This window comes from Methanobrevibacter sp. (assembly GCF_045644645.1).
Taxonomy (GTDB): Archaea; Methanobacteriota; Methanobacteria; order Methanobacteriales; family Methanobacteriaceae; genus Methanocatella.
This window is the reverse complement of record NZ_JAZRHE010000127.1, coordinates 17,456-39,816: the sequence shown is the minus strand read 5'-3', so window position 1 is coordinate 39,816 and position 22,361 is coordinate 17,456. Positions and strand designations below refer to the sequence as shown.

Sequence of the window (22,361 nt, the reverse complement as noted above, 5' to 3'; positions counted from 1 at the left end):
GGGTCTCTGTTTAAACCTTCTGCAACATCTTTAAAGTTTTTAATGAATGTTCTATTACCTTGGATATCTGAATAAGCTTTAGGGATTTTGAATCTTTTGTGTTCAAATACTTCAGGAGGTAATTGGTCTATTGCTCTTTCTAATAAATCTTCGTATTTATCCATATTATCTCTCCGTGAAAATTAGTATAAGTATAATATATTAAATTTTATTTTAATCATTTATTAATGTATTGCTAATTTTTAAAAAATGGGGAAATTCTTAAAAAATAAAAATAGTTGAAGAGTCTAAGCTCTTCTGAAATATCCTGTATCAGGTTCGTATATGACTCCTTTTTGCTGTAGGTTGCGAACTATGCTCACTACCTTTTCTTCGCTAACTCCATATTTATCGTTCATATTTGAAATTAAAATATTTAATGGAGCATTTCCAGCATATTCTTCTTCAAGAAGGGCTATTTCTTCAGTTACTCTTTGGATTTTGTCTCTATCGGATTTTGGAGTTCTACCTTCCATAATCTCGATGTCCATTTCACCGGTTTCAGGGTCAACCCCCACCTTCTTAAGACAGGCCAATTGCAAATCGACAGCTTTTTTGGCATCTTCCTTTTCAACCACATTTTTAAGTTTGATTTTAGCGCTGGCTTCTGCCAAACGAATGATGGCTTCCAATTGTCTTGCAGTAATTGGAACAGCTCCCTGTTCTTCGGGATTGCTGTTTCTTGTGCTTACATAGAATTCTTTTAGAACCTCATTAGCTTCCTCCGTTAAGGTTGGATTGCAGGTCTTACGCGCATATGCAATATATTTTCTAAGCAGTTCCGGTTCAATTTCATAATCGATTGTATTTTCTTTATGTATTTTTAAAATGTGGTCCGCTAATTCCGCATCGCCTTCCTTACTCGGTTTGTCTTCAATTACAAAAATCAAATCAAAACGGGAAATAATCGGTGCAGGCAGGTCAATTTGTTCGGCAAGTATTTTGTATTTGTCAAATCTTCCAAATTTAGGGTTTGCAGCTGCAAGAACGGAACATCTTGAGTTCAAGGTTGCCATAATCCCGGCTTTTGCAATACTTACGGTCTGTTGTTCCAATGCTTCGTGGAGTGCAGACCTGTCTTCAGATCTCATTTTGTCCAGTTCGTCAACACAAACGTTACCCTGGTCCCCAAGTACTAATGCACCTGCTTCAAGAGACCACCCTCCAAGTTCATCTCTAACTGCTGCTGCGGTTAATCCTGCACCTGTGGTACCTTTACCGCTTGTATAAATACTTCTTGGCGCCAATCTTGAAACATATTTTAGAATCTGGGACTTACCGATACCGGGGTCTCCGACAATGAGGATATGTATGTCTCCCCTTAGTTTGGTCTCATCTTCAAGCTGTTTGGCAGAACCTCCAAAGAGTTGCAATGCAATAGCTTCCTTCACCTCACGATACCCTTTAATTGAGGGTGCTGTTGACCGTATGATTTTTTCGTAGATGTTGGGGTCTTTTGACAATTCAATAATTTTCTCTTCGTCTTCCTCGGAAAGCTGCAGTTCTTCAAATTCCTGTTCTAAAGGTTCGACATGATTTACATAAATGTAATTTTTAAATTTGCCGCTTCTTTCTTCTCTGAAAGTTCTTAAGGTCCCTGTTATTCTTACTTTGTCACCAGGGTTTAATCTGTCTACTAAATCATCTTCCAAAACCATCAATATCTGTTTTGGTTCAGTTCCTCCAGATAAGTTTTCCAGCGGTTCTTGCATTCTTGCGGTCTGGGTGTCAATGTATTTGGATTCTTCCTGAAGCAATCTAAAAGACCTTCCACCACATTCGCTACATAATGATGGCTCTAAAATGGTGTTGCTTGAAGTCTGCTCGACTTCATGTAATCTCATACAGCCTCTGCATTCAAACACTCCAGTTTCAATACGGGGCCTTATCTCATCGGTCTTTCTTACAATTCCGTCTGCCGCAACAAATGTTCCAATGTATTTGCTCAATAATGTTTTTAAAGGAATGACATTGGAGAGATTTTCGAAACGCACATGTATGTCCGCATCCTTGACAAGGGGGTCGATGTTTTTAATGGCGGTTTGTGCTGCGTTAATAACCTCTTCAGGTTTGTCAACCAACAAATCTGCTAATGACGGATCAAATATTTCTAATACTTCATAGTTTACATTAAGTGATCGCTCATCAGGGTATTTTTCAAGTATTTCAAACACATCATCCTTATAAGAAGTAGAAAAAAACTCTTCAAATTTTGCAATCAATGTTTGTGATTTAGTAGTGGAATTCATCATCTATACTATTATTTTTTCATACTTTAAAAATTATTGTATTTTGGTGTTGGAGAGTAAAGCTTAATATTGGTAAATATTATATACTAAAATTTATAAATAAAATTATTACTCAATTAAAATTTAATTTGATGGTAATCATGAGGAAATCAAGACTAAGCTTATTTAAATCTACTTCTATGTTAATTTCTGTTGTGGGGATTATCATGGTGGTATCCACAATTATTGTTGTAGCATATGTGGGATATAGTATGGTTTCAGAGGGCATTACTGATGAGATATCTTCAGGCACCCAATACGATGAGCTTGCACAGTTAAAATCATCTTATTCGGATTTGGCTATTAAGTTTGATAGCATTAAATCTTCATATTACGGTGGCGGTAAAGATCAAATTCAGGTGTATAATGATGCAAAAATCGAGTTATCTAGGGCAGATGCTGCCATTCAAAATGTTCAAAGTGCTTTGGATGCAGGTAAGCCATCTAACGAAGTGGACAGCAGAATTGACTTTGCAAAACAAAAACTCGATGCCGCTAATAACGCCTACAACAATCTCTAATTTCCTTTTTTTCTATTTTTTGGTTTGAAGCCCAAACCCACGACATACATTTCAGAACTTTTTTTACGTGATGATGGTGGTTTTGTGGTTTTCACTTGCCTGAATTTTCCTTTAAGTGAATCTAACATGGGTTTATACTCCGGGCCCTGAAACACTTTCATAACCAGGTTTCCCTTCTCCTCAAGGATATTGTCCGCAATGCCAATGACTGCATTGGTCAAATCAATTGACCTTAGTTGGTCGATATTTTTGATTCCGGAAAGTGAAGGGGATGCATCTGACATCACCACTTTTGCTTTTCCCCCGATAAGCTTCATGATTTTTTCTTGAACTTCGGGTGTTGTGAAATCCCCCCGGATTCCATGGTAATTTTCTTCATGGAATTTTTTAAATCTGTTCAGGTCCACTCCAACAACGGTTCCATCTTCACCAACTTTTTCTAATGCAACCTGGGACCATCCGCCAGGTGCCGCACCCAAATCAACAACAGTATTTCCTTCTTTGATGATTTTGAATTTTTTATCAAGTTGCTTGAGCTTATAAGATGCTCGTGAGCGGTAATCTTCCTGTTTTGCTCTTTTATAATAAGGGTCATTATGCTTTTCCATCTGCCATTTGCTTCCCATTCTAATCCCTCTTATACTTATCGAAGTCAAGTGCACTACATACCGGCGCACCGATTTTTATTATTTCCACATCAACTTCTTTATTTTTTATTTCAAGTAGCATAACAGTTCTGTCGGCAAGTCGGGGAACTATAGGGCTTCCGGGATTTAACAATAATATCCCTTCGCTCTGTTCGATTTTGGGTTGATGTGAATGCCCTGTAACCAGAATATCAACATTCAGTTCTTTTGCAAGATAAACCAATTGCTGGGTATCCGCTCTTGGATAAACTTCTCCATGGGCAATTCCAATTTTCAGGTCTTCTACTTCTATTACTTTTGCAATAGGGAGATAAATTCCATTAACTCTGTCCATATTTCCCTGGACTGCTATTACTGGAGCCATTTTTTCCAACTTTTCAATCACTTTCAGTGATGTTAGATCTCCGGCATGCAATATTAAATCAACATCATTGAATGCATCAAAAACTTTTCGGGGTATTTTTTTAGCTCTATCCGGGATATGGGTATCTGAAATTAATCCTATTAACATTTTTTTCAACCTTTAAATTTATAAAAAATATATTCTTATTATTTGTTAGTTATCCTTTTTAATATTTTTTTACAAGCATCTTCCGCAATCAAAATAAAAAATATTATAAATTCAGAAAAATATATATAATATCATCATTCTTTGAGGAGAAGATAAAATGGGAGAAGTTAAAAAGGAAGACATTTTAGACATTTTGGCTAATTATGACAAAAGTGAAATTACAATAGCTACTCTCGGAAGCCACACTTCTTTACATATTTTACAAGGTGCTAAAGAAGAAGGATTTAGAACAGCTATCGTATGTGAAAAGGGTCGTGAAGTTCCATATCAACGTTTTGGTGTTGCAGATGAATATATCATTGTGGACGAGTTCAAAGACATAGTCAATGAGGAAGTTCAAGAGCAACTCAGAGCAATGAATGCGATTGTTGTTCCTCATGGATCTTTTGTTGCTTATGCCGGATTGGATAATGTAGAAGATAAATTTAATGTTCCAATGTTTGGAAACAGGGATGTGCTTAGATGGGAAGCTGAAAGGGACAAAGAAAGAGCATTGCTTGTTGAAGGCGATGTGAGAATTCCATTTAAATACAATGACCCTTCTGAAATTGACAGGCCGGTTATGGTTAAGTTCCCTGGTGCAAGAGGTGGAAGAGGTTACTTTGTAGCTTCATCTACTGAAGAATTTGATGCTAAAATTGAGGCTATGAAGGCACGCGGATGGTTAGATGACAGTGATGTTGAAGCTGCGCACATTGAAGAATATGTGTCTGGCTGTAACTATTGTATACACTATTTCTACTCAGCATTAGACGATAAAGTTGAATTAATGGGTATGGATACAAGATACGAATCAAGCATTGATGGATTTGTAAGAATGCCTGCAAAGGATCAATTGGATATTGATTTAAGCCCATCATATGTTGTCACAGGTAACCACCCTGCAGTAATTCGTGAATCTTTGCTCCCACAAGTATTTGATATTGCAGACAAATTAACCGAAAGTGCTAAAAAATTAGTTGCTCCTGGATTAAACGGACCATTCTGTATGCAAACATTAGTAAACGATAATCTGGAAGTAATCTGTTTTGAAATCAGTGCAAGAACTGACGGTGGAACAAACACATTTATGGATGGTTCTCCTTACTCATACTTAACTTACGGAAAACCGATGAGTATGGGTAGAAGAATTGCTTTAGAAATTAAAAACGGTATAGAAAGAGATGAATTAGAAAAAATAATAACATAATTCAGTTATTATTTTTCTTTATTCTTTTTTGATATTTTGCTTAAGAAACCTTTATTTTCATTTTCGGGTTCTTCTTTGTTCTTTTTCTTTTTATTTTTACCAATTTTCTGTTGTTTTTCGTATTCTACTTTTGCTTTGTCACGGCTTTTCCTGGCCCATGCACCAACTAAACCAACAAAGGCACCAACAAAAAGAATGGCAACAACCATTATCAGCTTTGACTCATCGGGGATGTATCCTAATTTCCCGTCTAAAGCAAGATATATCAATGGTGTTGAAGCAAATGCTCCGAGAAAAGCTCCCATCTTAATATTTTTAGCTCGATATCCTACATATAAAAATCCAATTGATGCGAATGCATATAGCATATCGTTATACATTGTTCCGAGTATCACGCAAGTTGCAGCGAAAGCCGCTCCAAAAACCACGGATTTAAAATCAACTTCACTACCGAATTCCATGTTATTTTCTCCAAAAACTTATTTTTTAGAAGATAATGCTCCTCCAATTGCCCCTGTTATTCCCATAACAATTGCATAATATATTAAATCTCCAATAATAATGAATATGCTTGAAGCGCCGGATAAAGTAAATCCGGTCAATCCTCCGAATATTCCAAATAGGCTTCCACCAAATGTGGCTGATAAAATAAACATTGCTGCAGCGATCACTGTTCCTAAAGCTCCGGCAAGAGCCGCATTCCACAGACCGCTCAATGCCCCGTCATGAGCTATATATCCGGTAATAAACCCAACGATCAGCAATCCTATAAATTCATAGGGTGCAAAAAAGGATTTGACAAATAAAGCTAAAATAAAACCTGTTATCACCGCTTTCCATTTGGTCATATTTATCACCTATTAATCATTATCCATTTTTGTTAATAAAAGTATTTATTTTTTAATGATTATTAAAAATTAATAAATGTCTTTTAGCTTGTCTCTTATTTGGTCCAATATTGCCTGATGCATCCTTCTTGTAAATTCCGCCTTATCATTTTGATTTAAAACATCAAGATATCCTTGTGAAATTAAATTAAAAGCAAACGGGCTTGGAATTACAGTATTTATTGTTTTCACTTCCATCTCTTCTGATGCAACCCATTCAATTATTTTTATTGCATTTTTGATGTCCATATAATCTTCAAGAGCTTCTCTTCGGGCTTCCTTTAAGATAGAAAAGTTTTCATCCATGTCCTGTACGAATTTTAACAGTATCTTGCCCCTTACTTGCTGGCGGCCAACAGACTTTGATTCTCCCTTATATCTTCGCAAAGTCATAAGAGACCTTCCGGCGCAATGTCTAAATCTGGAAGCCAATGTTTCTGTTTTATTTAAGGATTGGGATAGGATATTTTCAAAGTTTTCCGGAGTCAATTCCCTAAATGATTCCAATCCTCCGATTTTGCCATCTGAACTTAAGTAGAATCCGTTATCTGAAATCGAAATTGTCACATTGATGTTGTATCTTTTTGCTACAACATACGCAACTGCCCTTGAAAGGGCATCATTAACTTTTCTTCCAAATAGCGAGTGGAATATTACAAATCTTCTTCCTCCGAATCCCTTATAGTATTCTATTAATAAAAGTCGATTGCTTGGAATTTTTGCATACTTGAATTGTTCCACAAAGTATTCATAAATGGAATTGGCTGCGAAATCGTCAACATACAAATAATCATATATGAATTCCATAATTTCTTCTTTACTTCGCCCATATCTGAATTTAACATCCATATGTGCTCTAAATCTCTGGATATCCATTGCCAAATCAAAGGATAACGGCAGCTGTTGTGAAAACCATGAAGGTATTGTGGGAGGACCGCTTGCAGGTGTTACATTGATTGTCATTCCCTTTCCATAATTGAATCTGTAGGTGTTTCCACCCAAAACAAAAGTGTCTCCCTTTTTTAACCTTTCCATAAAGTCTTCTTCTATCTTCCCAACAGTTTGCCCATCGCATTTCACTAAAACCCCTGAACTATCCGGTATGGTTCCGATATTTGTTGAATAAAGCATTCTGGCTAGTTTCCCACGTTTTCCAAACATGTTCTTTTCATAATCAATCCAGATTTTGGCATAAACATACCTTTCCTCAAGTTCGGGATACTCTCCAGCCATATAACTTAAAACATCTTCATAATCATCCCTTGTGAGATTTTTATAGCAATAGCTCTTTTTTATTACATCAAAAGCATAATCAATGTCCCAAGGATTTTCTATGCTCATTCCGTAAATATGTTGGGCCAAAACGTCCAGACAGTTGGTTGGGATGTTGATTCTATCGATTTTTCCTTCTTTTGCATTTTTTAACAAAACTGAGCATTCCACCAAATCGTCACGGTCTGTAACAATTATTTTCCCACGTGATTTTTCATGTAACCTGTGTCCGCTTCTCCCAATCCTTTGAAGGGCTCTTGCAACAGATTTTGGAGAGTTTATTAGAATAACCAAGTCAATATATCCAATATCTATTCCAAGTTCTAGGGATGTTGAGCACACTACCGCTTTCAATTCGCCCTTTTTTAATTTATTTTCAGTTTCCAGCCGAACCTCCTTTGAAAGCGATGAGTGGTGCGCCATAATGTTATCGTTATTATAGTGCATGGGATACATTTTCTTTAAATTATAAACGAAACGTTCTGTGCCGCTTCGGGTGTTTGTAAATATCAATGTTGTTTTATTTTCCCAGATTAAATCGTCCAATAGGTCATACATTCCAAGTCTTGTGTCCTCTTCATCTGCAAGCACAATATCACTGACAGGACACATCACTTCCATATCCAGCTCTTTTAAATAGTTTATATTAACTATTTTACAGCTTCTCTCAACCCCATATTCATAACCCGCTAAAAACCTGGCAACCTCTTCAATGGGGCTGACTGTAGCCGAGAGTCCAATTCTTGTAAATTGCCCTAACAGATGCTGCAATCTTTCAAGGGACAAGCTTAAGTGAACACCTCTTTTGTTTTCGGCTAAGGAATGTATTTCATCAACAATCACATATTTGACTCCGCTCAATTTTTCTCTGAATTTCGGGGCGACCAGTAGGATGGACAGCGTTTCAGGGGTGGTGATTAGGATATGAGGGGGCTTCTTAAGCATTTTTTGTCTTTGGTACTGTGTGGTGTCGCCTGTCCTAACGGCTTTTCTAATTCCCAAATCCTTGCCTGCTATTTTTTCTATTCCTTCAAGAGGTTCGTCCAAATTTTTTTCAATGTCATTATCCAAAGCTTTTAGGGGGGAAATGTAAATGCAATAAACCTTATCTTCTAGTTTATCCGCCTCGGCAAGTGTTGTTAGTTCACTAATGATTGATAAAAAAGCGGTTAACGTTTTTCCGGATCCTGTCGGTGATGAAATCAATATGTTGTTTTTTTTATGGATGTCAATGATTGATTTTTTTTGAGCGGGTGTAAAGTCATCAAACTTTGAGTCAAACCATTTTCTAACCCAGGGATGCAGGACTTTGTAAATTTGTTTTTTAGAATAGGTTTTTGTTTGCTCTTCAATCATCGTCATCACATTTTTTCTGTCAAATTTGTTAATTTTTTTAATGTGTAATATATTTTTGTAATTTTTAATTTTTAATATTTGCAATATTTTTATGCACAATATAGAGATTTTTACTTGATATTTTTAACCAGTTTATTTATTTTATCATATATCTTATTAAAAATGTATAGTATTTAAATTTGATATTCTGAACTTTAATCAAAAAATCAGATATAAATAGTTAAATAGTTTATTTTTCAAATACTTAAACATAGTCTTAGGACTAAGGTGGTATATAAAATGAAGAACTATTTTGATATTAAAGACAAAGTTGCAGTAATTACTGGTGCTTCTTCCGGTCTCGGCTGGCAAATTGCCCAAGCATATGCAAGTCAAGGTGCAAAATTAGCATTATTTGCAAGAAGAGAAGAAAGACTCCAGGAAAATGTCGCTGACATTGAAAAAGAATTCGGAACTGAAGTAATGTATGCAGTATGTGATGTCGGAGATTACGACAGTATCACAGCCGCTGTTGCAAAAGTTATGGATGCTTATGGCAGAATCGATATTTTAGTTAACGCAGCAGGTATGGGAAACAACAAAATGGTTACTGACCAATCCAATGAGGAATGGGAAAGACACATCCACATCGACTTAAGTGGTGTATACTACATGTGTAAAGCTGTTGGAGAAATCATGATTGAACAGGAATATGGTAAAATCATTAACATCGGTTCAATCCACTCAAGAGTCATCTTCCCTGGTGGAGGAATTAGTGCATACTCCTCAGCTAAAGGTGGAGTAATGAACTTAACCAAAAACTTAGCTGTCGAATGGGCTAAATACAACATTACAGTAAATGCGATCGGTCCTGCAGTATTTGAAACAGAATTAACTGTAGATTCCATTGAAATGGAAGGATTCATGGACCTTATTGCTGCATATTGTCCTGCTGGCCGTTTAGGTCAACCTGGTGAATTAGATGGTATTGCAATTTACTTAGCATCTGATGCATCCAGTTTCTGTACCGGTCAATTAATCTGTATTGACGGTGGATGGACAGCCATTTAAATAAGAGAATTTCTCTCTTATTTTTTTCTATTTTTTTAAAAGATTATATATTCTTAAAATCTAATTTAATATCATGTCAAATTTAAGTTTTGAAGAAGCCATTAAGAAATTATCTGATGATGATGTTAAAGTAAGAAAGGAAGCTATTGAATCATTGGTTGGAATTACTGATGAAAAAGCTATTGAACCATTAATTAAGGCAACTACTGATGATAATGCGCAGGTTAGGTTTAAAGCCGCCGAAATTTTAGGCAGTATGGGTGATGTGGCTGTTGATAGATTGATTGATGAATTTGAAAATGCGGAAGGTAAAGACAAAAGATTTTTAGCTTTTGCACTAAAAGAAACTGAAGATGATAAAGTAATTCCTTATTTTGTTGAAGCCACTGAAGATGATGATTTTGGAGTTAGGAAAGTTGCAGTGCGTGCACTGGGTGAACTTCAGGCAGTTGATGAATTGGATACTATTGCAAAATGTCTCGAGGATGACGATTGGGGTGTAAAACTAGCCGCAATTCAAGCTTTGGGGGATTTGGCAACTGATGAATCCATAAAATTAATCAAGGATGCACGAAAAACTGAAGACGATAAGGACTTCAAAAAATCTTGCAATAAGGCAATTAAAAAAGCAGAAAAAAGACAAAAAGCTAAGGCATCTGGGGAAACTATTGTAAAAGTTATTCCGATGAGCACTATCAAAGAGATGGAAAAAACCAATCCTCAAAAAGCCATTAAAGAATATGAACGTTATGTTGAAGCAAAACAACCTAAAGATGCCCCATATAAACGTTTATGTGTTTTATATAGAAAAGCAAATGACTATGACAATGAAGTTAGAGTTTTAGAAACTGCCTGCGAAGTATTTAAGGGTAACGATAAAAAATTGTCTTATTTTGAAAATAGGCTGGCTAAATTAAAATAGCTATTTTCTAATAATTTCGTAAAGGTCTTCTCTCTTGTTTTTTAAAAGAGGAAGTTCTTCTCTTATTTTTTTTATTTCACTCAAATCAATTTCCGATATGATCAAACTCTCTTTTTCACTTGCTTCAGCAATCACATCGCCCCAGGGACTTGCAATGATTGAATGGCCATAACTGTGGTAACTCGCATCCTCATTTAATGCAGGGGCAACACCTACACAGTAAACCTGATTGTCTAAAGCTCTGGATTTAAACAGCATTTCCCAGTGGGCAGGGCCGGTGGTCATGTTAAATGCTCCGGGATAAAATAATATCAATGCTCCCTCCCGCACCATCAGTCTGGCTAATTCCGGAAAACGAACATCATAGCAGATTCCAATTCCAATTTTTCCAAATTCTGTATCGGCAACGGTGACATCATCTCCGGCAGTTAAAACGTCGGATTCCTTGAAAGTCATTCTTCCCTTAATGTCGATGTCAAAAAGATGCATTTTCCTATGTTTGGCTATGATATCTCCGTTTTTATCAAAAAGATAGCTGGTGTTGTATAATCTGTCATTTTCTTTTTCAGGAATCGACCCTCCAAGAATATAAACTTTATTTGCACAAGCCAGCTTTGATATCTTTGAAAGGGTTTCGCTAGTTTTTTCCTTTTCTGCATATTCAATGAACTTATCGTTTGAATATGGGCAGTTAAACATTTCGGGCAAAACTATAAAATCAACATTATTCTCAATGCTTTGCGCTATCATCAGACTAGCTTTTTTTAAATTTTCCTCTTTGTTATCAACAACATTCATTTGACAAAGAGCCATTTTAACTTTGGTCATGTTAAACACTTAAAAATAAAAAAAGAAAGTATGAAATTAATCATACCTATGCAATTTTTGCAGAATTTATTACTGAAGTGATGTCACTTGATGTAACTGAGTTAATGGAGTTTCCATCCATTTTAAATACATATAAGTTTCCATCACTGAGCATTGAAACAAATCTTGTGTAATTTCCATCAACATTTTCTAAAATAACGTTTGATGCTTCTTTACCATTTAAGCTAATTGTTTCAACAAGTTCAACATATGAACCACTTTCAATGGTAGAACCAATTCTTTCTTTAGTTATTTCTTTTAGTGATGAAGATTCCATTGTTGTATTATAAAACTCTATCAAAGTGCCATTTCCATTTTCAAAGAATTTTGCACCTTCATGATTCTCATCACTTCCATTTGTTATCTTCCAATCATTCGGATAATTGAATGAAAAGCCTCCTTCACTAAATTCATTAGTATCTGCACTTTGAATTGGTGAACTTACCTTATTATTATTTGATCCAGTGAGAACAATTCCACAAATTACAATTAAAGTTATTAAGAGTATGGCACCAATAACGAGTTTGTTGTCTTTTATAATATCAATTGTACTTTCGTCAGAGGAAGGTTTTTTCTCTTTTTCAGGTGCGTTTTCAAAGATGCTCTCTTTTTTAGGAGCAGCAACCTTTTGTTTTGGAAATACAAATCCACAATTTCCACAAACAGGAGCACCATCATAACTTGGATTTCCACATTCAGGACATTTTTTCACAGATTAACCTCCATTGAAATTTTACATTATAATTAATAATAATGTTTTTATTTATATAAAAAGATATTTATAAATGTGATATAATGGGTAGTGAAGAAATTATTAATCTTGATGATATGAACTATGCAGTATATAAAATTGGTGAATGGAAAAATAATTATGAGATTAATCAGATTGGTTTATCAAAGGAGATTCCAGTAACAAAAAATACTTTAATGCATATTAAATTCTCCATGGATGAAATTAGGAATTCCAGATTCAATATTTCAGATAAAACTGTCAATGGTTTTGTAGCCATAGCTTTACAGTTAAATCCAAAAGTCCAGGAAATGGAACTGGATGATGCAATCGAGCTTGAACAAAAAGAATATGAATCCATTCTTGAAGAATTAGATGATCTGGAATTATTGGATGAAAACGACACTATTCCTCTTGAAACTGAAGATTATCTTATATACAAATTAGAAAAAGAATGTCATGTGACCACTTCAATTCCTGCAAATGAATTCACAGAAAGATATTATCAGGATGAAATAAAAAGAATTGAGGATGCATTGGATTAGAATGCATCTAATGTTGTTTTTTTGTCTCTTTTTAATTCTCGGGGAGGTTCGATAGCTATAAATTCGATTCCCTCTTCATCAATCAGTTCTTGAGCATCGTCCATTATTGACGGAGCCACAAGCAATCCTCTGATTTTTTTCTTTTGAGCATTACACTCCTTCAGATAATCATTATCAGTATTTTCTAAATCTTGAAGGTATCTTCTAAGTTGTTTTACAGCACTAACTCCGGCTTTTCTAGCTTTTAGTTCCAAAACCATTAAATTATTGTCTTTATCCTTTCCCAATATGTCAATGAATCCATGTTCAACACTGTATTCCCTTGTGGTTGGGACAAATCCCTCTTCAATTATATGGGGCTTTTCCATAATCATATCACTCATGTCCTTTTCATATCCTGCCTGTTCAAGTTCCTCATAGTCTTCAATGTTTGCATAATTGATGAAGTGGACCTTCATTATCTCAACTGTCAACAGCTCTTTTGGAGTTCTTCTGTGGCTTTCCAAGAAAAGGTTATCATTTTTGATATAGCTTCTTGTTTTTGATTTTGGGGGCTGCCAGTTTACAGGTTCAACTTTCTTTTCCTGATGTATCAAAAACGCACCATCCGGCTTAATCAGGATGATGCGCTCCCCCCAATTAAGTTGACTCAGTGCTCTTCCTTCATAATTAACTTTGCAACAAGCATAAATAACAATTGTGGCTCTTTTGCGCAGGGCTTCATGAACCAAGTCATAAGCTTGCTTGCAGTCTGGTTTTTCTAAAATTTTATATTTCATCACAATAACATTGTTTAGTTTAATTTAAATAATTTGTTTTTTATAGATTTATTTGAAACAATTATACTATTGTGGGGGATTAGAATTTACGACGAGGAATATTTTGATGATAAAAACATGTATTTTACATTACCATCATTTAAATTTGAAAATGGGGAAACTCTTGAAGATGTTAAAGTGGAGTATACAACCTTTGGAACTCCAAAATATGATGAAAATGGCAAAATCAGCAATGCAATTTTATATTGTCATGGGTCTTTGGGCAGATATGCTTCCATGAGAAAAATATTGCCATTAAGTGGAGTTGACGAAGCTTTTGATGAAAACAAATATTTTTTCATATCCATAACAGCATTGGGTTCTTCCGGGTCATGTTCTCCTTCACTCACCAATTTAAAAAATAAGTTTCCAAAATATTCTATTCTAGACATTGTCAATTTCGAAAAGCAATTTTTAGCCGAAAGATTCAATATCAATCATCTTTTAGGAGTGATCGGTGTTTCAATGGGGGGTTTTGTAGGCCTCACATTGGCCATCGAATACCCTGATTTCGCTGATTTTATCATGCCGGGTGTAAGCACCTATAAAGTTGCAGGTCATGATTTCATCTTATCAAGATTTGTCAATGAGATAATTGAATCCGATCCTGATTACAATAAAGGGGAATTAACCTACTCACTGATTAGAACATTAAGACTAGCTAATCTGGCAGAGTTCAATTTCGGCCTTTCAAAAGAAGCTTTAAGAAACATGTCTAATGAAGAATTGGGCGCTGAATTTGAATCCTTTGGCAATGAAAGCTTGGATGTCGACATCTATGATTTAAAATATTGCAATGAGTGCTGCATGAATTATGACATTGAAAAAGACTTGGATAAAATCAAATCTAGAGTTTTAATTGTTGCATGTAAGCAGGACCCTCATTTTCCGCCAGAATTGGATGCAGTTCCAATGTCTGAAATGATTAAAAATTCAGAATTGATTGTGATGGATTCCGATTTGGGTCATTTATGTTTCAATGAACTTGAAACAATATCTGATGAACTAAAAGAATTTATGAGAGGATTCGATGATAGTTAAAATTACAGATTATGGGGATGAGGGGTCTAAAAAGTTTGTTGAATATCAGGTATCAGGTTTGCCTTCAAATCAAATGAGATTTCTCAATGATGATCTGGATGAGATAACTAGCATTCGGGAAGATATTTTTAAAATTAAAATGTATTTTGATGAAGAATTATATCCATTTCAAAGCGAAACTGCCAAAGTTCGGATGGATGACTTCATTGCTCGTGAAGAAATTGAAATGAACCTTTTTCTATCCAGTTTTTTAGAGGATATGGGGGGCATGTGAAAAGTTAAATAGGTTATACAATAAATTAGATTATAGATTATTGTTGTGGTATCATGAGTGGTCAAGCATCATATCCAGAATCTAGAAAGCATGTAATGGATTCCTTTGAATTTGAATCGGGAAGGGTTCTTGAAAATGTTACTGTGGAATATGTAACAAGAGGGATTCCAAAATACGATGATGATGGAAATATCATCAATGCAATTATTTACTTTCCGACACTTGTGGGAGGGCATTCTATTTTACCAAAATATCACAATATAATCAAAAAGTTTGATTTTGACGTTGACGAATATTTTTTTATCAGGATATTTTCATTGGGAACACCGGGGTCCTGTTCACCTTCATCCACGGGTTTAAAACATGATTTTCCAAGTTACACAATAAATGACCGTGTTAATTTTAAAAGACAGTTTTTAGCTGAAAAATTTAATATTAATAAGATTTTAGGGATAGTTGGTGAAGGGATAGGTGGATTTGAAGTATTTTCATGGGCATGCGATTTTCCTGATGAGATGGAGTTTATAATCCTGTTGAATTCAGCATATAAGATATATGGTTATGCTTATGCGACAATGAAATCTTTAGAAAGCATGCTAGATTCATCTGAGGATTTTTATTCGGAGGATTACAGTTCATCTTTATCGTTATTGTCTGTCACTATTTTAAGAGTTCTGTTCATGGCTTATTTCCCAAGGAATATCATTGAAAACTTAAACAATGATGAGCTTGATGTTTTGATGGATGATTATGTTGACGAAGGATTATTTGTGGATATTCATGACTTCAAATCTCGTAATGATTGTATTTTAGGGTTTGACGTTGAAGATAAACTGCAAAATATCAAAGCAAAATCATTACTTTTGGGCACTACCGGATATCTCTTTTATTACCCTGAAAAGGATCTTCTTCCATTAGGGAATTTGATTAAGGATTCTATGATTCGCCTTTTTGAGACAAGCAAGGAAAACTACTATGATGACCCGGACAATTCGCAGATAATTAAAGAAATCATCTCATTCTTATATCAATTCAAATAAAAAAAGAAAAGCTAGTTTCAAACTAGCTATTTTGATGCATCAAGCATATGTTGAACTGCTTTTAATGATTTTTCAGCCACATCTTTTGGCAGTGTGACCTGTGGTGCTTCGTTTATAAGTGAATCTCTTACTTTTTCAAGGGTATGCAATTTCATTGTTTCACATATTGCCCCTTCAAGCAATGGATACAGTTTTTTACCTTCAACTTCCATGTTTATTCTTGTAATCATGTCAATTTCAGTTCCAAGGACAAACTCTTCCTTATCGCTTTCCTTAATGTATCTTAACATTCCTCCTGTTGACATTACATGGTCACTGGCCTGTTGAACATCAATGTTACATTCTGGGTGGCAGATTATCTCTGCATTAGGGTATTGTTCTCTTTTAAGTTCAACATCTTCAATGTGGAATAGTTTATGGACATAACAATGCCCTCCTTTAGGAACTGGAATAATTTCTTTATCAACTTTTTGGGCAACGTGGTTTCCTAAATTATTGTCTGGCCCAAATAGAATTTTGTCCTGTTTTAAACTTTCAGTAACTTTTACTGCATTGGCCGAAGTACATAATGTATCTGCATGCTGTTTTGCCTCAGCAATACTGTTCACATAAAGAATAACTCCAGCATCGGGGTGTTCTTCTTTTGCTTTTAGAAGTTCCTCTTCGGGTAACATATGTGCCATTGGACATTCAGCTTCCAAAGTTGGAATGATTATTTTCTTGTCAGGATTTAATATGAATGCAGTTTCCGCCATGAAATCCACACCACAAAAGATTACTAAGTCTTTATCATCAATTTCAGAAGCTTTTATACATAATTCCAAGGAATCTCCAAGAAAATCTGCAATTTCCTGAATTTCTTTTGGCTGGTAATTGTGCGCAAGGATTATTGCATTCTTTTCTTCTTTTAATTTCAAAATTTCGTCTTGAAGAGAACTGTTCATTTCATTCACCAATTTCTACATATTTTCTTATTTCATTAGTAATAATTAATTTATAGTCATCTTTACTATTAAAGTCTTTTACCCAAAAGGATACTTTTAGTTGAGTTTCTTCAAAGGTTATTCCTTTTGAGTAAACATTTGGCTTTGGATTTTTGGCAATTCCATCATATTCACTGATTTTTTTAACTATGTATTCTTTAAAGTTTTCAATATCAATATTTAATGGCACGCCGGTCAGTATGTCCACCCTAAATTTTTCAGGCTTTTTGAATTGTAAATAGGAGTTATTTGTTAATGTTGAATTGGGGACATGGATTTTAACACCATTGTCATCGATAACGATTGTTGATCTGAGAGTTATTCTTTCAACAATTCCTTTTTTATTGTTTATTTCAATGGTATCTCCTACTTTAATGCTTCTGCCTATAATTAAAATTATTCCTGAAAACAAATTCGAAATGATGTCTTTAGCGGCAAGGCTCACTGCAATACCAATAATCCCTAAACTGAGCAATGTTGTTGCTAAATCAATTCCAAATAATTGTAATATAATCATTAATGCAATAAAATAGATAATGTAATTTACTATATCTCGGATAAGATATATTGCAGTCATGTCTTTTTTAAATCTTTTCATTTTATTCATTGAATAAGCAACAATACGTGTTATGATTGAGGTAATTATGATTATTATTAAGATATAAACAAAAATCATTGCAGGTTCATTAACATTAGTTGGCATATTCATTTTAATCACAATTCAATTCTTTTTAAGTCTTTGGCTATTTCAGTATCATTAAATATTTCCAATGCTTCTTTTAATAGCTGGTCAGTATTTTGATATCTTGTACTGATGTGTGTTAAAACTAATCGTTTGGAATTTGATTTTTTAGCTATTAATGCGGCATCGGCTGATGTTGAATGGAAATTTTCTTCTGCTTTGTCACTATCTTCTTTAATGTATGTTGATTCATGGATAAGAAGAGTCGAATCTTTTGCTAAATCAATCATTTCTTCGCAAGGTGTCGTATCGCCGGAATATGTGATTTTCCTTCCTTTTCGTGGAGGCCCTAGGACTTGTTTGGGTTTTATAATCTTGCCATCTATTTCCACTTCCTCGCCATTGTGAAGCCTTCCAAAATCAGGTCCGACTGGAACGCCCAATTCGATTGCTTTCTGGCGTAGAAATCTTGGCTTTTTTAACTCTTCAATGGAATAGGCAAGACATGGGACTTGATGGTTTACATTTTGGGATGTGATAATATACTCATCAGTTTTTTCCACAATTTCAGATCCGATTTCAATAAATTCAATAGGAAATTCAATTTTACAATAGCCTAAGCTAAAAATTGCTTCTTTAAGTACATTTAATCCTTTAGGTCCGTATATTGTTAGTTTTGTATCTCTTCCTCTGAAATTCATTGACTGCAATAATCCTGGAAGACCTAAAATATGGTCTCCATGATAATGAGTAAGGAATATCTTGGATATCTTCATGGGGCTTACTCTTGCATAAATCAGTTGTCTTTGTGTTCCTTCTCCACAATCGAATAGCATTGTTTCTCCAAATGCTTTTAGAACAATTGAGGGATGATTCCTTTCATATGAATGGACTGCAGATGATGTTCCTAAAAATGTTATTTCCATCTAATCACTTATTTTATATTATAAAAATACTATATATTTTAATAATTATAATGTTTTAGGTGATTTTTTGGATAAGATTATTGAATATATGCTGGCTGAAGATGAAGGATTTGGAGATATCACATCAAACGTGGTGGTTGAGGAAGGAAAAGAGGCAAGTGCATATATTGTTTCAAAGGATGATGGTATTCTGGCGGGCATTGATGTCATTCGTGAACTTTTTGAAGAGCATGGTGTCAATGTTGGATTCTGGCTTGCTGAGGGAAGTAAGATAGCTGATGGTGATGTGTTAATTTCACTTAAGGGTGATGCCAGAACAATTCTGCTACTTGAGAGAACTGCTCTAAATCTGATGATGAGAATGAGTGGTGTGGCCAGTGCGGCCAATCGTTATGTGGACCTGATCAAGGATTATGATGTGAGGATTGCGGGGACCCGTAAAACATCTCCTGCTATCGGCAAATTCGATAAGCATGCGCTAAATGTGGGCGGTGCGGACACTCATAGGTTCGGCTTGGATGACATGGTTTTGATAAAAGATAATCATATTGCTGCTTGCGGAACTCCTTTGGAAGCCCTGCTTAAAGCTAAGGGAAATACAAGCTTTTCTAAAAAAATTGAAATTGAAGTGGAAACGCTTGATGATGCAATAGAATGTGTGAAAAATGGCGCAGATATTGTAATGCTCGACAACATGTCACCTGATGAAGTTAGCGATGTAATTGATGAGCTTGAAAAGTTAAACATTCGTGGAAATTCATTGATTGAGGTGTCAGGCGGAATCACTGAAGAAACAATTTTGGATTATGCCGATTTGGGGGTGGACATCATCTCAATTGGCGCTCTGACACATTCATCAAGAAGCTTAAACTTTAGCCTGAAACTCGAATGATGTCATAATCTCAATGACAATACTTTTTTCAGTTCTTCATTGCTCATTTCAGTAATGAACGTTTCATCATTGCTTATGGCCTTCCCGACCAAATCTATTTTTCTTTTACTTATTGCATCAATGGCCTCTTCCAGTGTTCCTTTGGTGATGAACCTATACACTATAACATCCTTTTGCTGGCCGATTCTGTGGATCCTGTCTGTCGCCTGATTTTCGACAGCAGGATTCCACCACAAATCATAGTGAATTACATTGCTTGCTGCAGTCAGATTCAAACCTGTCCCTCCGGTTTTGAGCGTGGCTACAAAAATCTTATAATTGAGGTCTTCCTGGAAGGTATTGATGATTTCTGTCTTTTCCTTAAGTGTTTGTGAGCCATGCAGGAACAGCACATCAGTTTTAAACTTCTTGGATATGAGCTGTTGGATTAGTTTGCCCATTTCAACATATTGGGTGAAAATTATAACTTTTTCATCCATGTCAAGTATATTTTCTAAAATGTCTACTAAAAGCTCCATTTTTCCGGATTCGCTGATTTTTGGATTTTTAATGGCTAAAAATTGTGCAGGATGATTGCAGGTTTGTTTTAGTGCAGTTAATATTTTAAGAATTATTCCTTTTCTTTGAATTCCTTTCGAATTTTCAATATCAAAGAATATCTCTTCTAAAATTGCATTGTATAGTCTAATTTGCTTTTTAGTTAATGTGCAGTAAATGTCATTGACCAATTTGTCAGGCAATTCCTTTTTGATGTCATCATCGGTTTTTAAACGTCTCATCACAAAGGGCTTAGCTATCGTCTTAAGATTTTCCAAGACTTCAGGGTCTTCCAGTTTTTCTATTGGCATGACATAATTTCTTTTAAAGTTATCTTTAGTCGATAAATATCCCCTGTTTACAAAGTCAAATATTGACCAGTAATCCATTAATCTGTTTTCAATAGGAGTTCCTGTTAGGGCAACTTTGGTGGAAGCTTCAATGCTTTTAATAGCTTTTGTCTGTTCTGTATTTGGATTTTTAATGTTTTGCGCTTCATCAATTACACATAAAAGCCAATTTTTGTCGATAAACATATCCAAATCAAGCCTAACCACTCCGTAAGAGGTTAACATGATATCATATTCTTCCAAAGGAAATGTTCTGTTGGACCCATGATAAATATAGTAAGTTAGATCAGGTGTGAATTTTTTTATTTCATTTTCCCAATTCGATATCAATGTCGGCGGAACAATGATTAAGGTTGATTCATTTTCGAACCGGTTTTGCTCTTTAAAATAAAGAATGGCACTTAGGACCTGCACAGTTTTCCCAAGACCCATGTCATCGGCCAATATGCATCCGAATTTATATTTGATATTCTGGATTAGCCAGGAATAACCAATTTTTTGATAGGGCCTTAATTCACCCGTCAATGATTTTGGAGCATCATAGATTATTGCTTCATTAATCAACTTTTTGAATTTCTTGTAATCGTCCGGAAGGTTAACATTTCGGTTCATATTATTTGTTCTCTTATGAATTTTTCTACTTGGTATATACTTTCTTATTTTTTGTAGATATTATTTTGCAAAAGTTTTTTCCTAATTTTTAAATCCTATTCAATAATCTAAAAATATTCTCCGGATATCTGAAATTCCACTAAAAAAGAAACTTTAATAATATAATAAAACATATATATTAAGGATAGTAAATTTTTATGTTTTTATTATGGTGATTTGATGGTAAAGATAGCTAAATTGGCTTTAGAAGATGGTACTGTTTTAAAAGGAGAGGCATTTGGTTATGAAACCACTAAATTAGGAGAACTTGTTTTTTCAACAGGTATGGGTGGTTATACTGAGTCATTAACAGACCCCTCCTTTAAAGGAGAAATATTGATGTCCACTTATCCATTGGAAGGAAATCACGGGGTAAGTGAAGATTGGTATCAATCTGATAAAATTCAGGTTGAAGGTTTTGTTTGTCGTGAGGTTTGTCGTGAGGTTTCTAATTTCGGTCCTCAAAAGACTTTAGACGAATTTCTAAAAGAGTTTGAAACTCCGGGAATCAGTGGAATAGACACTCGTGACCTGACACTTAAGATTCGTGAAAGGGGGTCACTTAAAGCAGCAATAACTACTGAAGATATTTCCGATGATAAACTGCTTGAAATGGCTCGTTCCCAACCGAGCATTGAAGAGATGGATGTTGTTCCGTTGGTGTCTACAAAGGAAATCAAGATGTTCAATGAGGATGCTGATAAGAAAGTTGCCTTAATTGATTGTGGAGTTAAAAAGAACATCATTAACTCATTTTTAGAAAGGGACATTGGTGTTGTCCTATTCCCATATGATACAGATTATAAAACTGTTCTGGATTATTCTCCAAACGGACTGATGATTACATCCGGTCCGGGAAACCCTGATAGGGTATCTGAGACTATTGAAACCATGAAAAAATTATCAAATAGATTGCCTATTTTTGGAATTTGTATGGGGCAACAGCTAATAGCCAAATCTTTTGGAGCCAGGTCTTATAAAATGAAATTTGGTCATAGGGGTGAAAATCAACCGGTTAAAGATTTAAGCACTGGAAAAGTATTTATCACATCACAAAATCATGGATTTACCATTGATAAGGAATCTTTAAAAGAAACTGATTTGGTTTTAACTCAAATTAACTTAAATGATGGAACTCCTGAAGGTATTTCTCACAAGGAATTGCCTTTACATTGTATACAGTACCACCCTGAAGCGGGTCCTGGTCCTAACGATACAAGAAGTATTTTTGACGAATTTAATCAAATGATGGATGATTATTAAAAAAATTTAATGGGGATTAC

Annotated in this window: 23 protein-coding genes and 1 pseudogene; 10 read left to right on the top strand and 14 right to left on the bottom strand. The window is 34.9% G+C overall.

The features are described 5' to 3' along the window. Positions 1–164 (bottom strand): annotated as a pseudogene (locus tag ACKI4K_RS07395) (translation initiation factor IF-2 subunit beta); the annotation flags it as partial. 123 nt (positions 165–287) lie between these two features. Further along, on the bottom strand, positions 288–2,288 hold the full coding sequence (locus ACKI4K_RS07390) for an ATP-binding protein (RefSeq protein ID WP_407423760.1): 2,001 nt from the start codon (positions 2,286–2,288) through the stop codon (positions 288–290). Positions 2,289–2,428: 140 nt separating this feature from the next. Here ACKI4K_RS07390 and ACKI4K_RS07385 point away from each other — a divergent pair, with 140 nt between their 5' ends. Then, positions 2,429–2,848, top strand: coding sequence for a hypothetical protein (locus tag ACKI4K_RS07385; RefSeq protein WP_407423758.1), 420 nt, complete (start codon positions 2,429–2,431; stop codon positions 2,846–2,848). Here ACKI4K_RS07385 and ACKI4K_RS07380 read toward each other — a convergent pair. Then, entirely contained in the window at positions 2,845–3,474 is a 630-nt protein-coding gene (locus tag ACKI4K_RS07380) for an RlmE family RNA methyltransferase (protein ID WP_407423756.1), read from the bottom strand. The genes ACKI4K_RS07385 and ACKI4K_RS07380 overlap by 4 nt on opposite strands. 1 nt (position 3,475) lies before the next feature. Next, positions 3,476–4,015, bottom strand: a complete 540-nt coding sequence (locus ACKI4K_RS07375) for a metallophosphoesterase (RefSeq protein WP_407423754.1) — start codon at positions 4,013–4,015, stop codon at positions 3,476–3,478. Positions 4,016–4,163: 148 nt separating this feature from the next. On the opposite strand from ACKI4K_RS07375, the gene ACKI4K_RS07370 reads away from it, so the two are divergent. Then, entirely contained in the window at positions 4,164–5,255 is a 1,092-nt protein-coding gene (locus ACKI4K_RS07370; protein WP_407423752.1) for a formate--phosphoribosylaminoimidazolecarboxamide ligase, read from the top strand. Between the two features lie 8 nt (positions 5,256–5,263). Here ACKI4K_RS07370 and ACKI4K_RS07365 read toward each other — a convergent pair whose 3' ends face one another. The 3 genes from ACKI4K_RS07365 to ACKI4K_RS07355 form a co-directional block, all read right to left on the bottom strand. Then, positions 5,264–5,716 carry a hypothetical protein gene (locus ACKI4K_RS07365; RefSeq protein WP_407423750.1) on the bottom strand — a complete coding sequence of 151 codons (453 nt, stop codon included), beginning with the start codon at positions 5,714–5,716 and terminating at the stop codon, positions 5,264–5,266. A gap of 18 nt (positions 5,717–5,734) precedes the next feature. Then, on the bottom strand, positions 5,735–6,103 hold the full coding sequence (locus ACKI4K_RS07360; RefSeq protein ID WP_407423749.1) for a DUF5518 domain-containing protein: 369 nt from the start codon (positions 6,101–6,103) through the stop codon (positions 5,735–5,737). Between the two features lie 69 nt (positions 6,104–6,172). Then, positions 6,173–8,770 (bottom strand): ATP-dependent helicase, encoded by a 2,598-nt coding sequence (locus ACKI4K_RS07355; RefSeq protein ID WP_407423747.1) that lies wholly within the window; start codon positions 8,768–8,770, stop codon positions 6,173–6,175. Between the two features lie 279 nt (positions 8,771–9,049). On the opposite strand from ACKI4K_RS07355, the gene ACKI4K_RS07350 reads away from it, so the two are divergent. Then, on the top strand, positions 9,050–9,820 hold the full coding sequence (locus ACKI4K_RS07350) for an SDR family NAD(P)-dependent oxidoreductase (protein WP_407423745.1): 771 nt from the start codon (positions 9,050–9,052) through the stop codon (positions 9,818–9,820). A gap of 73 nt (positions 9,821–9,893) precedes the next feature. Beyond that, positions 9,894–10,742 (top strand): HEAT repeat domain-containing protein, encoded by an 849-nt coding sequence (locus tag ACKI4K_RS07345; RefSeq protein WP_407423743.1) that lies wholly within the window; start codon positions 9,894–9,896, stop codon positions 10,740–10,742. On the opposite strand, the gene ACKI4K_RS07340 is transcribed toward ACKI4K_RS07345, so the two are convergent. Together ACKI4K_RS07340 and ACKI4K_RS07335 are read right to left on the bottom strand one after the other, a co-directional pair. Then, positions 10,743–11,570, bottom strand: coding sequence for a carbon-nitrogen hydrolase family protein (locus ACKI4K_RS07340; protein WP_407423741.1), 828 nt, complete (start codon positions 11,568–11,570; stop codon positions 10,743–10,745). Between the two features lie 46 nt (positions 11,571–11,616). Then, complete coding sequence (locus tag ACKI4K_RS07335; RefSeq protein ID WP_407423739.1) at positions 11,617–12,321, bottom strand: PsbP-related protein; 705 nt, start codon at positions 12,319–12,321, stop codon at positions 11,617–11,619. Positions 12,322–12,404: 83 nt separating this feature from the next. On the opposite strand from ACKI4K_RS07335, the gene ACKI4K_RS07330 reads away from it, so the two are divergent. Continuing rightward, positions 12,405–12,884, top strand: a complete 480-nt coding sequence (locus ACKI4K_RS07330) for a hypothetical protein (RefSeq protein ID WP_407423737.1) — start codon at positions 12,405–12,407, stop codon at positions 12,882–12,884. On the opposite strand, the gene nucS is transcribed toward ACKI4K_RS07330, so the two are convergent. Next, a complete protein-coding gene (nucS, locus tag ACKI4K_RS07325; RefSeq protein WP_407423735.1) occupies positions 12,881–13,663 on the bottom strand; it encodes an endonuclease NucS in 783 nt (260 codons plus the stop codon). The genes ACKI4K_RS07330 and nucS overlap by 4 nt on opposite strands. A gap of 117 nt (positions 13,664–13,780) precedes the next feature. Here nucS and ACKI4K_RS07320 point away from each other — a divergent pair, with 117 nt between their 5' ends. The 3 genes from ACKI4K_RS07320 to ACKI4K_RS07310 are packed head-to-tail and all read left to right on the top strand — an operon-like array spanning position 13,781 to position 16,057. Next, positions 13,781–14,743, top strand: a complete 963-nt coding sequence (locus ACKI4K_RS07320) for an alpha/beta fold hydrolase (RefSeq protein ID WP_407423733.1) — start codon at positions 13,781–13,783, stop codon at positions 14,741–14,743. Next, entirely contained in the window at positions 14,733–15,017 is a 285-nt protein-coding gene (locus tag ACKI4K_RS07315) for a DUF5750 family protein (protein ID WP_407423731.1), read from the top strand. The genes ACKI4K_RS07320 and ACKI4K_RS07315 overlap by 11 nt, the downstream gene beginning before the upstream one ends. 53 nt (positions 15,018–15,070) lie before the next feature. Continuing rightward, positions 15,071–16,057 carry a hypothetical protein gene (locus tag ACKI4K_RS07310; protein WP_407423729.1) on the top strand — a complete coding sequence of 329 codons (987 nt, stop codon included), beginning with the start codon at positions 15,071–15,073 and terminating at the stop codon, positions 16,055–16,057. 26 nt (positions 16,058–16,083) lie between these two features. On the opposite strand, the gene nadA is transcribed toward ACKI4K_RS07310, so the two are convergent. From nadA to rnz, 3 genes are read right to left on the bottom strand one after another with little or no spacing between them, the layout of a single operon-like run. Further along, entirely contained in the window at positions 16,084–17,001 is a 918-nt protein-coding gene (gene nadA / locus ACKI4K_RS07305) for a quinolinate synthase NadA (RefSeq protein WP_407423727.1), read from the bottom strand. 1 nt (position 17,002) lies between these two features. Further along, entirely contained in the window at positions 17,003–17,749 is a 747-nt protein-coding gene (locus tag ACKI4K_RS07300; protein WP_407423725.1) for a mechanosensitive ion channel family protein, read from the bottom strand. Between the two features lie 5 nt (positions 17,750–17,754). Continuing rightward, a complete protein-coding gene (gene rnz, locus ACKI4K_RS07295) occupies positions 17,755–18,648 on the bottom strand; it encodes a ribonuclease Z (RefSeq protein ID WP_407423724.1) in 894 nt (297 codons plus the stop codon). A gap of 67 nt (positions 18,649–18,715) precedes the next feature. On the opposite strand from rnz, the gene nadC reads away from it, so the two are divergent. Beyond that, positions 18,716–19,540 carry a carboxylating nicotinate-nucleotide diphosphorylase gene (gene nadC / locus ACKI4K_RS07290; RefSeq protein WP_407423722.1) on the top strand — a complete coding sequence of 275 codons (825 nt, stop codon included), beginning with the start codon at positions 18,716–18,718 and terminating at the stop codon, positions 19,538–19,540. 2 nt (positions 19,541–19,542) lie between these two features. Here the strand turns inward: nadC and ACKI4K_RS07285 are convergent, their stop codons facing one another. Continuing rightward, positions 19,543–21,039, bottom strand: a complete 1,497-nt coding sequence (locus ACKI4K_RS07285) for a DEAD/DEAH box helicase (RefSeq protein ID WP_407423720.1) — start codon at positions 21,037–21,039, stop codon at positions 19,543–19,545. Between the two features lie 219 nt (positions 21,040–21,258). Between ACKI4K_RS07285 and carA the strand changes: the two genes are divergently transcribed. Then, positions 21,259–22,341: a glutamine-hydrolyzing carbamoyl-phosphate synthase small subunit gene (carA, locus tag ACKI4K_RS07280; RefSeq protein ID WP_407423718.1), complete on the top strand. Its 1,083-nt coding sequence runs from the start codon at positions 21,259–21,261 to the stop codon at positions 22,339–22,341. The last annotated feature ends 20 nt before the right edge of the window (positions 22,342–22,361 follow it).

Excerpts from the sequence above, each read along its gene's own strand:
- ACKI4K_RS07390 (WP_407423760.1), bottom strand. The coding sequence starts at position 2,288 with ATGAATTCCACTACTAAATCACAAACATTGATTGCAAAATTTGAAGAG.
- ACKI4K_RS07385 (WP_407423758.1), top strand. The coding sequence starts at position 2,429 with ATGAGGAAATCAAGACTAAGCTTATTTAAATCTACTTCTATGTTAATT.
- ACKI4K_RS07380 (WP_407423756.1), bottom strand. The coding sequence starts at position 3,474 with ATGGGAAGCAAATGGCAGATGGAAAAGCATAATGACCCTTATTATAAA.
- ACKI4K_RS07370 (WP_407423752.1), top strand. The coding sequence starts at position 4,164 with ATGGGAGAAGTTAAAAAGGAAGACATTTTAGACATTTTGGCTAATTAT.
- ACKI4K_RS07365 (WP_407423750.1), bottom strand. The coding sequence starts at position 5,716 with ATGGAATTCGGTAGTGAAGTTGATTTTAAATCCGTGGTTTTTGGAGCG.
- ACKI4K_RS07360 (WP_407423749.1), bottom strand. The coding sequence starts at position 6,103 with ATGACCAAATGGAAAGCGGTGATAACAGGTTTTATTTTAGCTTTATTT.
- ACKI4K_RS07355 (WP_407423747.1), bottom strand. The coding sequence starts at position 8,770 with ATGATTGAAGAGCAAACAAAAACCTATTCTAAAAAACAAATTTACAAA.
- ACKI4K_RS07350 (WP_407423745.1), top strand. The coding sequence starts at position 9,050 with ATGAAGAACTATTTTGATATTAAAGACAAAGTTGCAGTAATTACTGGT.
- ACKI4K_RS07345 (WP_407423743.1), top strand. The coding sequence starts at position 9,894 with ATGTCAAATTTAAGTTTTGAAGAAGCCATTAAGAAATTATCTGATGAT.
- ACKI4K_RS07340 (WP_407423741.1), bottom strand. The coding sequence starts at position 11,570 with ATGACCAAAGTTAAAATGGCTCTTTGTCAAATGAATGTTGTTGATAAC.
- ACKI4K_RS07330 (WP_407423737.1), top strand. The coding sequence starts at position 12,405 with ATGGGTAGTGAAGAAATTATTAATCTTGATGATATGAACTATGCAGTA.
- nucS (WP_407423735.1), bottom strand. The coding sequence starts at position 13,663 with ATGAAATATAAAATTTTAGAAAAACCAGACTGCAAGCAAGCTTATGAC.
- ACKI4K_RS07320 (WP_407423733.1), top strand. The coding sequence starts at position 13,781 with ATGTATTTTACATTACCATCATTTAAATTTGAAAATGGGGAAACTCTT.
- ACKI4K_RS07315 (WP_407423731.1), top strand. The coding sequence starts at position 14,733 with ATGATAGTTAAAATTACAGATTATGGGGATGAGGGGTCTAAAAAGTTT.
- ACKI4K_RS07310 (WP_407423729.1), top strand. The coding sequence starts at position 15,071 with ATGAGTGGTCAAGCATCATATCCAGAATCTAGAAAGCATGTAATGGAT.
- nadA (WP_407423727.1), bottom strand. The coding sequence starts at position 17,001 with ATGAACAGTTCTCTTCAAGACGAAATTTTGAAATTAAAAGAAGAAAAG.
- ACKI4K_RS07300 (WP_407423725.1), bottom strand. The coding sequence starts at position 17,749 with ATGAATATGCCAACTAATGTTAATGAACCTGCAATGATTTTTGTTTAT.
- rnz (WP_407423724.1), bottom strand. The coding sequence starts at position 18,648 with ATGGAAATAACATTTTTAGGAACATCATCTGCAGTCCATTCATATGAA.
- ACKI4K_RS07285 (WP_407423720.1), bottom strand. The coding sequence starts at position 21,039 with ATGAACCGAAATGTTAACCTTCCGGACGATTACAAGAAATTCAAAAAG.
- carA (WP_407423718.1), top strand. The coding sequence starts at position 21,259 with ATGGTAAAGATAGCTAAATTGGCTTTAGAAGATGGTACTGTTTTAAAA.